The following is a 12,494-nucleotide window of genomic DNA, read 5'->3' on the forward strand; positions in this document are numbered from 1 at the left end:
ACGGGCGAATAGGTCTTTTCCAGCGTTGGTGTTAGTTGGCCACGATGTTGACCAGCTTACCCGGAACCACGATCACCTTGCGGATGGTCAGGCCGTCAGTGAAGCGCAGTACGTTCTCGTTGGCACGCGCCGAGGCTTCCACCTCTTCGCGGCTGGCGCTGGCGGGCACTTCGATGTGGCCGCGCAGTTTGCCGTTGACCTGCACCACCAGTTGCAGGCTGTCCTGCACCAGGGCGGCTTCGTCGACCTGCGGCCAGCTGGCGTCGATCACTGCGCCGTCCTTGCCCAGCTCCTGCCAGATCACGTGGCAGATGTGCGGGGTGATCGGGGCGAGCAGCAGGGTGACGCTTTCCAGGCCTTCCTGCAGCAGAGCGCGGTCGGCGTCGGTGGCGGTCGGGGCCTTTTCCAGTACGTTCATCAGGGTCATCACGGCGGCGATGGCGGTGTTGAACTTGTGGTTCTGGCCCACGTCCTGGCTGGCCTGGCGGATGGCCAGGTGGATGGAGCGGTGGATGGCCTTCTGCGCGTCGTCCAGGACGGATTTGTCTACGGCGCCGGCGGGGCCTGCGTTGACGTGGGCCTGGGCCAGGCGCCAGACGCGGCGCAGGAAGCGGCTCGCGCCTTCGACGCCGGAGTCGGACCACTCCAGGCTCATGTCTGGCGGCGAGGCGAACATCATGAACAGGCGGCAGGTGTCGGCGCCATAGGCGTCGATCATGGCCTGCGGGTCCACGCCGTTGTTCTTGGACTTGGACATCTTCTCGGTGCCGCCGATTTCCACCGGCTGGCCGTCGGTCTTCAGGCGCGCGCCGATGACCTTGGCCTTGGCGTCACGCTCGACTTCCACGTCGGCCGGGTTGAACCAGTCCTTGCTGCCGTTCGGGTTGGTGCGGTAGTAGGTCTCGGCGACGACCATGCCCTGGGTCAGCAGGTTCTTGAACGGCTCGTCGGAGTCGATCAGGCCTTCGTCGCGCATCAGCTTGTGGAAGAAGCGCGCGTAGAGCAGGTGGAGGATGGCGTGCTCGATGCCGCCGATGTACTGGTCAACCGGCAGCCAGTAGTTCGCGGCCTTCTTGTCCAGCATGCCGTCTTCGAACTGCGGGCAGGCGTAGCGGGCGAAGTACCAGGACGACTCGACGAAGGTGTCCATGGTGTCGGTTTCGCGCTTGGCCGGCTGGCCGCATTTCGGGCAGTTGCAGGAGTAGAACTCGGGCATCTTGGCCAGGGGCGAGCCGGCGCCGTCCGGCACCACGTCTTCAGGCAGGACGACCGGCAGCTGGTCGGCCGGGACCGGTACGTCGCCGCAGGCGTCGCAGTGGATGATCGGGATCGGGCAGCCCCAGTAGCGCTGGCGGCTGATGCCCCAGTCGCGCAGGCGGAACTGGGTGCGCGCCTGGCCCAGGCCCTTGGCGGCGAGGTCGGCGCCGATGGCGTCGAATGCGGCCTGGTAGCCGAGGCTGTCGTACTTGCCAGAGTTGACAGTGACGACGGTGTCGTCCTTCAGGCCGTACCACTCTTTCCAGACGGTCGGCTCGAAATCATTGTCGGCGCCAACCTGGGCGATCACCTGCTTGATCGGCAGGGCGTACTTGTTGGCGAATTCGAAGTCGCGCTCGTCGTGGCCCGGCACGGCCATCACGGCGCCTTCGCCGTAGGTCATCAGGACGTAGTTGGCGATCCAGACCGGCAGCTTCTCGCCGGTCAGCGGGTGCTCGACGAACAGGGAAGTGGCGACGCCTTTCTTCTCCTGGGTGGCGATGTCGGCTTCGGCGACGCCGCCGCGCTTGCACTCGTCGATGAACGCCTGCAGTGACGGATCGCGCTGGGCGGCGAGGGTGGCCAGGTGGTGCTCGGCGGCCACGGCGACGTAGGTGGCGCCCATCAGGGTGTCCGGACGGGTGGTGAAGACCTTCATCTGGCCGGCTTCGCCGATGGAAGCCTGGTCATAGGGGAAGGCGATCTCCATGCCGCGGGACTTGCCGATCCAGTTGCGCTGCATGGTCTTGACCTGTTCCGGCCAGCCCGGCAGGTGGTCGAGGCTTTCCAGCAGCTCTTCGGCGTAAGCGGTGATCTTGAAGTAGTACATCGGGATTTCGCGCTTCTCGATCAGCGCGCCCGAACGCCAGCCACGGCCGTCGATGACCTGCTCGTTGGCCAGCACGGTCTGGTCCACCGGGTCCCAGTTCACGGTGCCGTTCTTGCGGTAGATCACGCCTTTCTCGAACAGGCGGGTGAACAGCCACTGTTCCCAGCGGTAGTAGTCCGGCTTGCAGGTGGTGACTTCGCGGGACCAGTCGATCGCCAGACCCAGGCTGTTGAGCTGGGACTTCATGTAGGCGATGTTGTCGTAGGTCCAGGCTGCCGGCGCGACGTTGTTCTTCATCGCGGCGTTTTCCGCCGGCATGCCGAACGCGTCCCAGCCCATCGGCTGCAGGACGTTCTTGCCCTGCATACGGTGATAGCGGCTGATCACGTCACCGATGGTGTAGTTGCGCACGTGCCCCATGTGTAGCTTGCCGCTCGGATACGGGAACATCGACAGGCAGTAGAACTTCTCCTTGCCGGCGACTTCGTCGACGCGGAAGGAGTTGTGTTCGTTCCAGAACTTCTGGGCCTGGGATTCGATCTCGAGAGGCTGATATTGCTCGTGCATGGCGCGATTTGAACCTGTACGGAAAAGAAGTGTGCGGCCGGGGAGGTCGAGTGGCCCTCCGCTCACCGACCCCTGAGAAGACATGGGCCGGGCGGCTACAGAAAGCCTCGTAGCATACATGACCCCCACCCGAGCCGGTAGCCCGCGCCGTTTGTCGCACGCTCGGTGTGGCGCAGGGTGGGCCGCTAAGCTTTGGCTGAGGGCGGGAGGTTTCCGCCTGTCTTGAGGTGACTGATGGCTGAGTTGCATCGCGCAAGTGCTTCGGGTTCCGGTCTGTATGAACGGTTGTTGCAACGACTGGCGCTGGCTCTGGATGAGGCCGATACCGCTGAACGTTTACGAGACGAATGCCCGGTCGAGCTGGAGCTGCGCGGCCTGAGCAGTGCGGAAATGCAGCTGATCCGTGCCTATCTCGATCAGGATGTGAACTGGCTGCGCGGCTGGCATGCTGCCGCAGAGGAGTTGGCGCTACTGGAACAGGGGCCGGCACGGACATCCCGCCCGCCGCGCCACGTCACGCCGCCCAGCAGCCGCCCACGGCTGATAGGGCGTCCGCATCCGCAGCAGCTGCAATGCGCGTTGTGCGGCACGCCGGTGGCCTGGAGTCGTAGCCAGGGCGTGCTGCCTTGCACGTCCTGCGGTTCCCAGTTGTTCCGCAACGCAAAGGCGCGCTGATCGCGCGGTGATCCGTTAGGCTTGGCGCTCGACAAGGAGTCGCCAATGCCGCTTCGCTACGTTCTCAAACAGATTCTGATGCCGCCAGGACTGCTGCTTCTGCTGCTGCTCCTGGCCTTTGTCCTGCGCCGACGTTTTCCCCGTTTCTCGGTCCTGTGCTTCTTCACCGGCTTTCTTGGCCTGTTGGCGATGAGCCTGCCGGTGACCGTGGAGTGGGGCGCGCGCCAGCTGGAGCAGCAGGCGCCGCTGAAACAGGCGGACTGGGCTGGGCTGGCGCAGCGCGCCGACGCCATCGTGGTGCTGGGGGCCGGCCGGGTGCGCGGCGACCGCGCCTGGGACGAGGACCAGCCCGGCCTGATGGCCCGCGAACGGTTGCGCTACGCCGCCCGCCTGGCCAAGGCCAGCGGCTTGCCGGTGCTGACTTCTGGCGGCCTGCACTACGGAACGCCGCCCACGGAGGCCGACATCATGGCCCGCAGCCTGAGCGACGACTACGGCGTCGAGGTGCGCTGGCAGGAAGGGGCGAGCCGCACGACCTGGGAGAATGCCCAGCTCAGCGCGCCTATCCTGCGTGAGGCCGGCATCCGGCGCGTGGTTCTGGTGACCCAGGCGGCGCACATGCCGCGCGCGATGTGGAGCTTCGAGAAGGCGGGTTTCGAGGTGGTTCCGGCGCCGGTTGGCTATATCGGCGTGGACAACGCCCGGCCGCTGGGCGGCTGGCTGCCGGAAGGGCGCGCCATCTGGCAGAGCGAGCAGTTGCTCAACGAGGCGATCGGGTTGGTGGGTTACCGGGTGTTTTATCGATAGGGCACGCCGATTGGCCTTGGTTTCAGATCGCTCCGGGCTCAGCCACGGAGCCGGTCGAGGGGCCGGGTGTATCGGCGAACAACCGCGAACGGTTGTTCGCCCTGCGTTCGGGTGAGCTTCTGACTTCACTAAGGAAAAGGGCCTCTCACGAGGCCCTTTCTTTGTGCGGTCAGCGGAACAGGCGGCGCTCTTCTGGATGCGTCTTCCGCCGCACCAGTGCCCATACCAGCAGCACCGAACCCAGGATCACCAGCGGCCAGACGCGCCACTTGAGATAGGGCGTCAGGCCCTGCATCGGTACCACTTCGCCGTGCAGCACGCCTTGCTGGAACTGCGGGATCTGCACCGCCAGCTTGCCGAACGGGTCGATCAGCGCGGTCACGCCGTTGTTGGTGCCGCGCACCATCCAGCGGCCGGCTTCGAGGGCGCGCATCTGTGCCATCTGCAGGTGTTGCAGCGGGCCGATGGAGGTGCCGAACCAGGCGTCGTTACTGATGGTCAGCAGCAGCTGGCTCTGCGCCGCCAGTTCAGCGGCGAACTCCGGATAGACCACTTCGTAGCAGATGTAGGGCGCGATGCTGTAACTCTTGGCCTTGAGCAGCGGCTGGTCGGCCGGCCCACGGGCGAAGTCGGACATCGGCAGGTCGAAGAAGGCGATCAGGCCGCGCAGCAGGTCCTGCAGGGGCACGTATTCGCCGAAGGGCACCAGCTTCTGCTTGAGGTAGTCGCCGCTGCCGTCGCCAACCACGGTGATGCCGTTGTAGTAGCGCACGCCCTCGGCCGCCTTCTGGCGTACGGGCACGCCGGTGATGAGCGCGGCCTTCTTGGCGGTGGCAACTTCGTTGATCATTGCCAGGTAGCCGGTGGCCTGGTCCTTGAGCACGGGCACGGCGGTTTCCGGCCAGATGATCAGGTCGACGCCGTTCTGCTCGGCGGTCAGGTCGCGGTACAGCTCCAGCTGATGGGTTACGGCCTTCGGATCCCACTTCATTTCCTGGGCGATGTTGCCCTGTAGGGCGGCGACCTTCAGAGGGGCGCCGGCCGGGGTGGTCCAGGCGTGGCCCTTGTAGGCAATGCCGACGGCCCAGGGGGCGATCAGCAGGATCAGGCCGGCGACTAGGCGTGCGGGGCGCTGGGTGAGTGCTGGGATGTTGATGATCAGCGCGCCGGTGAGAGCGATGCTGAACGACACCAGCCACACGCCGCCGATGGGCGCGAGCCCCGCCAGCGGCCCTTGCAGCTGGCTGTAGCCGGCGTAGAGCCAGGGGAAACCGGTGAGGAACCAGCTGCGGAACAGCTCCAGCGCCACCCACAGCGCGGCGAAGGCAAGCGCGTCGCTGACTGGCGCGTTGTTGCGGCGGAACAGGCGCGCCCAGGCCCAGGCGGGCAGGGCGAAGAAGAAGGCTACCCCAGCGCTGAAGCCGATCACCAGGAAGGCGGCCAAGGGCCCTGAGGCACCACCGAAGTCGTGGATGCTGAAGTAGATCCAGCTGGTGCCGGCGATGAACGCACCGAAGCCATACCACCAGCCACGCCACAGGGCGGAGCCGGCGGTGGTGCCGCGTAGGCCGAGGTAGAACAGGGCGAGGGACAGCAGCGCCAGCGGCCAGTAGCCGAACGGAGCCAGGGCCAGCGGGGTGAGCGCGCCAGCGGCCAGGGCGAGCAGATGGCCTGGCAGGCCGGGGCGGGTGATCCAGCGCATCGGGAATCCTTGTTGCGGTTAAGCGATGCGCAAGAGTAATGGAGAGACGAACGGTAGGCTATGGGGATGCAAGCCAAAAGCCATGAGCCGGTTGCGGCAGGGTGTTGCAGGAAACGTCGGAGTTATTTGTAGGAGCGAGCTTGCTCGCGAACCAGCCCCACTGCGGGACATGTTCGCGAGCATCGGCGTACAACCGCGAACGGTTGTACGCCCTAAGCTCAGTCCTGCAGCGGGGTCAGGCGCAGCAGGTGCAGGCGGCGGCTGTCCGCGTTGAGCACGCGGAAGCGGAAGCCGCCCAGTTCGGTGGTCTCGTTGCGCTTGGGCAGGTGGCCGAAGGCACTCATCACCACGCCGCCAACGGTGTCGAACTCCTCGTCGGAGAATTCCGCGCCGAAGAAATCGTTGAAGGCTTCCACCGGGGTCAGCGCCTTGACGATGAAGTCGCCGCTGGGCAACGGCTTGATGTAGCTGTCTTCCTCGACGTCGTGCTCGTCCTCGATGTCGCCGACGATCTGCTCCAGCACGTCCTCGATGGTCACCAGGCCCGCCACGCCGCCATATTCGTCGATGACGATGGCCATGTGGTTGCGGTTGGCGCGGAACTCACGCAGCAGCACGTTCAGGCGCTTGGACTCGGGCACGAAGGTGGCCGGGCGCAGCAGGTCCCTGATGTTGAAGGCGTGGTTCTGGTCGTGGAGGATCAGCGGCAGCAGATCCTTGGCCAGCAGGACGCCCATGATGTCGTCCAGGCTCTCGCCGATCACCGGGTAGCGCGAGTGCGCCGCTTCGATGATGGCGGGGAGGAAGTCGGCGGGCTTCTGCGTCGACTTGATAGTGATCATCTGCGAACGCGGGATCATGATGTCGCGGACCTGGAGGTCCGCCACCTGAATCGCGCCTTCGACGATGGACAACGCTTCGCTGTCGAGCAGCTTGTTGTCGTGGGCTTCGCGCAGCAGCTCAAGCAGCTCCTGGCGGTTTCTCGGCTCATGGGCAAAAGCCTGGGTGATCTTGTCCAACCACGACTTGTGCCCATTGCTCGATCGGTCTTCGCTCATCTTTCCTTGCTCAGTGGCGTTTATTCTTCATCGGCCGCGTACGGGTCCGGGTGACCCAGTTCGGCCAGCAATTCCCGTTCCAGGCCTTCCATTTCCTCGGCTTCGGCATCTTCGATGTGATCGTAGCCGAGCAGGTGCAGGCAACCATGGATGACGAGATGGGCCCAGTGGGCCTCGAGGGATTTGCCCTGTTCGGCGGCTTCGCGCTGCACCACCGGGGCGCAGATCACCAGGTCGCCGAGCAGCGGGATGTCCAGCAGCTCGTCGGGAACGTCGGCGGGGAAAGACAGTACGTTGGTGGCGTAGTCCTTGTGTCGCCAGGTCTTGTTCAGTTCGCGGCCTTCACTTTCATCCACCAGGCGGATGGTCAGCTCCGAGTCGTTCTGGCGCTGGCGCAGGGCCAGTTCGCACCAGCGGCGGAAGTCGGCTTCGCTCGGCAGGCCGGGCGCTTGCGAGGCGACCTGCAGGTCCAGTTCAAGCATGCTTGTTGCCTTGGCTTTCGACGCCGGTCAGGCGGTTCTCGTAGGCGTCATAGGCATCGACGATGCGCTGCACCAGCGGGTGACGCACGACGTCCTTGGACTTGAAGTGGGTGAAGCTGATGCCGGGCACGTCGCGCAGCACTTCCATCACGTGCTTGAGGCCTGAACGGGTACCGCGCGGCAGGTCGACCTGGGTGACGTCGCCGGTGATCACCGCGGTGGAGCCGAAGCCGATGCGGGTGAGGAACATCTTCATCTGTTCCATCGTGGTGTTCTGGCTTTCGTCGAGGATGATGAAGCTGTTGTTCAGCGTGCGGCCGCGCATGTAGGCCAGCGGCGCAACTTCGATCACCTGGCGCTCGATCAGCTTGGCCACGGTCTCGAAGCCGAGCATCTCGTACAGCGCGTCGTAGAGCGGGCGCAGGTATGGGTCGATCTTCTGCGACAGGTCGCCCGGCAGGAAGCCGAGTTTCTCGCCGGCCTCGACTGCCGGGCGTACCAGCAGGATGCGGCGGATCTGCTCACGCTCCAGGGCGTCCACGGCGCAGGCCACGGCGAGGTAGGTCTTGCCGGTGCCGGCCGGGCCGATGCCGAAGTTGATGTCGTGATCGAGGATGGCCTTCACATAACGCTGCTGGTTGGCGCCGCGCGGACGGATGTGCGCCTTGCGGGTCTTGAGCGTTACCAGGGGCGCTTCGGGGGCGTTGACCAGGTCTTCCAGGCCGGATTCCTGCAGGAACAGGTGGACCATGTCGGGCGTCAGTTCGGTGCCGTTCTGGGCCTCGCGGTAGAGGCGCTGCAGAAGATTTTCGGCCGCTTGGGTGCGGTCCGGTTCACCGACCAGCTCGAACTGGTTGCCGCGGTTGCGGATCTCGATGTCGAGGCGCTTCTCGATCTGGTGCAGATGCTCGTCGAACTGCCCGCACAGGTTGGCAAAGCTGCGGGCCTCGAAAGGTTCGAGCATGAAACGATGAATATCCAGAGGGGCGTTCAAGGTGTTGTCTAAGTCGCCATGTTGCGAAAGGGGATGGTCGAAGAATAACCCCGGGCGAGCGAGTACGAAAGTTCGGACGCCATCGGGGGTATTCAGCGGTCGATGATCAGTGGCGTGCTTCCACGAGGGTGGCGCGCAGCGAGTTGGGCAGCGCCTCGTAGATTTCCACGTCGACGAACTGGCCGATCAGGCGCGGGTTGTCGCTGCGGAAATTCACCACGCGGTTGTTCTCGGTGCGGCCCTGGAGCTGGCCGGGGTCGCGCTTGGAGTAGTCGGTGACGAGGATGCGCTGGACGGTGCCGACCATCCGTCGACTGATCTCGAAACCCTGCTGTTGCAGGCGGCTGTTGAGGATCAGCAGGCGCTGCTTCTTCACCTCTTCCGGGGTGTCGTCCACCAGGTCGGCGGCCGGGGTGCCCGGGCGCGAGCTGTAGATGAAGGAGAAGGAGAAGTCGAAACCGACGTCCTCCACCAGCTTCATGGTCTGCTCGAAGTCCTTGTCGGTCTCGCCGGGGAAGCCGACGATGAAGTCCGAACTGATGCAGATATCCGGCACCGCCGCCTTCAGCTTGCGGATGCGCGACTTGTACTCCAGCGCGGTGTGGTTGCGCTTCATCGCCGCGAGGATGCGGTCGGAACCGGCCTGCACCGGCAGGTGAACGAACTTCACCAACTGCGGCACTTCGGCGTGGGCGGCGATCAGCGCGTCGGAGAATTCCAGTGGGTGCGAGGTGGTGTAGCGGATGCGCTCGATGCCATCGACCTCGGCGACCACGCGGATCAGCTCGGCGAAGTCGGCGATGCGGCCGTCATGGGTCTGGCCGCGGTAGCCGTTGACGTTCTGCCCCAGCAGGGTGACTTCCTTCACGCCGTTCTCGGCCAGGTGGATCACCTCGGCGAGCACGTCGTCGAACGGGCGGCTGACTTCCTCGCCACGGGTGTAGGGCACCACGCAGAAGGTGCAGTACTTGCTGCAGCCTTCCATCACCGAGACGAAGGCGGTGGGGCCGTCGACGCGGGGCTCAGGCAAGCGGTCGAACTTCTCGATTTCCGGGAAGGACACGTCCACCTGCGGTTTGCGGGTGGCGCGGGCGGCGTCGATCATCTCCGGCAGGCGGTGCAGGGTCTGCGGGCCGAACACCACGTCGACGTACGGCGCGCGCTCGCGGATCGCCGCACCTTCCTGGCTGGCCACGCAGCCGCCGACGCCGATCACCAGGTTCGGATTCTGCTGCTTGAGCACGCGCCAGGCACCCAGCTCGGAGAATACCTTCTCCTGGGCCTTCTCGCGGATCGAGCAGGTATTGAGCAGGATCACGTCGGCTTCTTCAGCCTTCTCGGTGATTTCCAGGGCCTGGTGTTCACCCAGCAGATCGGCCATTCGCGAGCTGTCGTACTCGTTCATCTGGCAACCGTGGGTCTGAATGAAAAGCTTCTTGGCCATGGAATCTTTCTAAGCTGGTTAAAAAATGACCGCGCATTATATGCCTCGGCGCTGGTGTCTGCCACCGCTGGCTGAGTGGGGCGGACGCGGCTGTGCTATGCTGCGTGCCCATTTTGCAAAGCTGTCATCCTTCGTTCATGAGCAAGCGCGAGAACCCGATCTACAAGGTGGTCTTCCTCAATCAGGGCCAGGTGTACGAGATGTATGCCAAGCAGATCTACCAGAGCGATCTGTGGGGCTTCCTGGAGATCGAGGAGTTCGTATTCGGCGAGCGCACCCAGGTGGTGGTGGACCCCAGCGAGGAAAAGCTGAAGGCGCAGTTCGACGGCGTCATCCGCAGCTTCGTGCCGCTGCACTCGATCATCCGCATCGACGAGGTGGAGCGTCTGGGCACCGCGAAGATCAGCGAAGCCAAGATGAGTGGCAACGTCATGCCGTTCCCCATGCCGATGCCGGGTAAGGACAACTAAGCCTCCGCGCGGTTTCGCTTTTCGCAGGAGCGAGGGGGACGCCTGGTTCTTGCTCGCGAAGCGCTCAGTGCCTATGTAAGTCGTGTAGCCCTGTTCGCGAGCAAGCTCGCTCCTACAAAGAGCAGGCGTGATTCAGGGCAACGGCGAGAACGGCGAGTTGCCGGCGGTCTGCAGTTCGATCAGGTAATTGCGGAAGATCTGGCCGAGCACCTTGGTGGCGATGTCCAGCTCGTCCTTGTTCATCTGCTCGGCGACCAGGTCGGCGCTGTCCATGGCGTCTTCGGCGCCGTTCACTGCCGCCATCTTCAGCACGATGTAGGCCTGCACGTTGTTGGCCTTCACCCCTTCACCGCGGAAGAACATGGTGCCCAGGCGCAGCTGGGCATTGGCGTGGCCTTGCAACGAGGCTTTCTCGAACCAGTGCAGCGCGGCCTGGAAGTCGCGCGGGGCGAGGTCGCCGGTGTAGTAGAACTCGCCCAGCTCGTACTGCGCTTGCGCATCGCCGCCATTGGCTGCCTGCTGGCAGCTGGCCAGAGCCTGTTGCAATTGCTCGGGGACGGTGTTGAGGACGCAGCGGCCGGTCGCCGGAATCAGCAGCGAGTTACCGCCCGCCTGGGTCAACAGGGGGAAGGCGAGCAACAGGCAACCCAGTAGCAGGGTACGACCGGTGCGGTACATGGGGAACAGCGGCCTCCAGAATCGGGGCGGGCAAAGCCCGGCCGGCGAAATGCGCCAGCTTTCACATTATGAAATAAGCGGGCGCTTCCTTACAAAGTCTTTACCTTCTTTTCTGTTTTTTCTGCAGAAGCGGTGAAGGCGGGGGAGGAAGGCGTAACGCGGGAATAAAGGCGGGGTAGAGCGGAAGGCGCCCGTTCGGGCGCCTTCGCAGGGACTTACTTGAGCGCGGCGAAGGCGCGCTCGGCGGCGTCCAGGGTCAGCTTCAGCTCGGTTTCGCCGTGGGCGATGGAGGTGAAGCCGGCCTCGAAGGCGCTCGGCGCCAGGTACACGCCAGCGTCCAGCATCAGGTGGAAGAAGCGCTTGAAGCGTTCCACGTCGCTGCCCATCACGTCCTCGAAGGTCACGATGTCGTCGGCGCCGGTGAAGTACAGGCCGAACATGGCGGCGCCCGCCCGGGTGGTCACGAAAGGCACGCCGGCGGCGTCAGCGCGCTCCTGCAGGCCTTGCAGCATACGGGTGGTGTAGGTGGTCAGCTCGTCGTGGAAGCCCGGACGGCTGATCAGGCGCAGGGTGGTCAGGCCGGCGGCCATGGCCAGCGGGTTACCCGACAGGGTGCCGGCCTGGTAGACCGGGCCGAGCGGGGAAATCTGCTCCATGATCTCGCGCTTGCCGCCGAAGGCGCCCACTGGCATGCCGCCGCCGATGATCTTGCCGAAGGTCGACAGGTCCGGAGTGATGCCGTAGTGGGCCTGGGCGCCGCCCAGGGCCACGCGGAAGCCGGTCATCACTTCGTCGAAGATCAGTACCACGCCGTGCTGGTCGCACAGGCTGCGCAGGCCTTCGAGGAAGCCCGGGGCCGGCGGCACGCAGTTCATGTTGCCGGCGACCGGCTCGACGATGATGCATGCCACTTCCTTGCCGACTTCGGCCAGGGTCTTCTCGACCGCGGCGATGTCGTTGAACGGCAGGGTCAGGGTGTGCTTGGCGAAGGCCGCCGGTACGCCCGGGGAGTTCGGTACGCCGAAGGTCAGGGCGCCGGAGCCGGCTTTTACCAGCAGGCTGTCGGAGTGGCCGTGGTAGCAGCCTTCGAACTTGATGATGCTGTCGCGGCCGGTATAGCCACGGGCCAGGCGGATGGCGCTCATGGTGGCTTCGGTGCCGGAGCTGACCATGCGCACCATGTCCATCGACGGAACCAGGGAGCAGACCAGGTCGGCCATTTCCACTTCCAGCGCGGTCGGTGCGCCGTAGGACAGGCCGTGGTCGAGCTGCTTGCGCACCGCGTCGAGCACGTCCGGGTGGCTGTGGCCGAGGATCATCGGGCCCCAGGAGCCGACGTAGTCGACGTAGCGCTTGTCATCCTCGTCCACCACATAGGCGCCTTCCGCATGCTTGAAGAACAGCGGGGTGCCGCCGACGCTCTTGAACGCGCGCACCGGCGAGTTCACGCCACCGGGGATGTGTTTCTGGGCATTGGCGAAAAGCGTTTCGGAACGGGACATGGGTGTACCTCGCGAAGCTGTCGGGTGCC

At 64.8% G+C, this 12,494-nt stretch carries 11 protein-coding genes; 3 read left to right on the plus strand and 8 right to left on the minus strand.

All coding sequences use genetic code 11. The features are described 5' to 3' along the window. Positions 1–31 precede the first annotated feature (31 nt). Complete coding sequence (gene leuS, locus O6P39_RS03630) at positions 32–2,653, minus strand: leucine--tRNA ligase (protein WP_275610067.1); 2,622 nt, start codon at positions 2,651–2,653, stop codon at positions 32–34. A gap of 234 nt (positions 2,654–2,887) precedes the next feature. On the opposite strand from leuS, the gene O6P39_RS03635 reads away from it, so the two are divergent. Together O6P39_RS03635 and O6P39_RS03640 are read left to right on the plus strand one after the other, a co-directional pair. Beyond that, positions 2,888–3,328, plus strand: coding sequence for a hypothetical protein (locus tag O6P39_RS03635; RefSeq protein WP_275610068.1), 441 nt, complete (start codon positions 2,888–2,890; stop codon positions 3,326–3,328). Positions 3,329–3,373: 45 nt separating this feature from the next. Continuing rightward, positions 3,374–4,135, plus strand: a complete 762-nt coding sequence (locus tag O6P39_RS03640) for an ElyC/SanA/YdcF family protein (protein WP_275610069.1) — start codon at positions 3,374–3,376, stop codon at positions 4,133–4,135. A 169-nt stretch (positions 4,136–4,304) separates the two neighbouring features. On the opposite strand, the gene lnt is transcribed toward O6P39_RS03640, so the two are convergent. The 5 genes from lnt to miaB all read right to left on the minus strand — a co-directional run bounded on the left by lnt (position 4,305) and on the right by miaB (position 9,815). After that, a complete protein-coding gene (lnt, locus tag O6P39_RS03645; protein ID WP_275610070.1) occupies positions 4,305–5,837 on the minus strand; it encodes an apolipoprotein N-acyltransferase in 1,533 nt (510 codons plus the stop codon). 218 nt (positions 5,838–6,055) lie between these two features. Continuing rightward, positions 6,056–6,895, minus strand: coding sequence for an HlyC/CorC family transporter (locus O6P39_RS03650; protein WP_275610071.1), 840 nt, complete (start codon positions 6,893–6,895; stop codon positions 6,056–6,058). 20 nt (positions 6,896–6,915) lie between these two features. Next, a complete protein-coding gene (gene ybeY / locus O6P39_RS03655; protein ID WP_275610072.1) occupies positions 6,916–7,377 on the minus strand; it encodes an rRNA maturation RNase YbeY in 462 nt (153 codons plus the stop codon). After that, positions 7,370–8,371: a PhoH family protein gene (locus O6P39_RS03660; RefSeq protein WP_275610073.1), complete on the minus strand. Its 1,002-nt coding sequence runs from the start codon at positions 8,369–8,371 to the stop codon at positions 7,370–7,372. Before O6P39_RS03660 ends, ybeY begins: the two co-directional genes overlap by 8 nt. 106 nt (positions 8,372–8,477) lie before the next feature. Continuing rightward, the gene (gene miaB, locus O6P39_RS03665) at positions 8,478–9,815 is read right to left on the minus strand and encodes a tRNA (N6-isopentenyl adenosine(37)-C2)-methylthiotransferase MiaB (RefSeq protein WP_275610074.1); all 1,338 of its coding nucleotides are present in this window, start codon (positions 9,813–9,815) and stop codon (positions 8,478–8,480) included. 137 nt (positions 9,816–9,952) lie between these two features. On the opposite strand from miaB, the gene O6P39_RS03670 reads away from it, so the two are divergent. After that, entirely contained in the window at positions 9,953–10,285 is a 333-nt protein-coding gene (locus tag O6P39_RS03670) for a DUF1820 family protein (protein WP_275610075.1), read from the plus strand. A 132-nt stretch (positions 10,286–10,417) separates the two neighbouring features. On the opposite strand, the gene O6P39_RS03675 is transcribed toward O6P39_RS03670, so the two are convergent. Together O6P39_RS03675 and hemL are read right to left on the minus strand one after the other, a co-directional pair. After that, a complete protein-coding gene (locus tag O6P39_RS03675) occupies positions 10,418–10,963 on the minus strand; it encodes a tetratricopeptide repeat protein (RefSeq protein ID WP_207884645.1) in 546 nt (181 codons plus the stop codon). Between the two features lie 215 nt (positions 10,964–11,178). Beyond that, a complete protein-coding gene (gene hemL / locus O6P39_RS03680) occupies positions 11,179–12,465 on the minus strand; it encodes a glutamate-1-semialdehyde 2,1-aminomutase (RefSeq protein ID WP_275610076.1) in 1,287 nt (428 codons plus the stop codon). Between the last annotated feature and the right edge of the window lie 29 nt (positions 12,466–12,494).

This window comes from Pseudomonas sp. PSE14 (genome assembly GCF_029203285.1).
In the GTDB taxonomy this organism is placed as follows: domain Bacteria; phylum Pseudomonadota; class Gammaproteobacteria; order Pseudomonadales; family Pseudomonadaceae; genus Pseudomonas.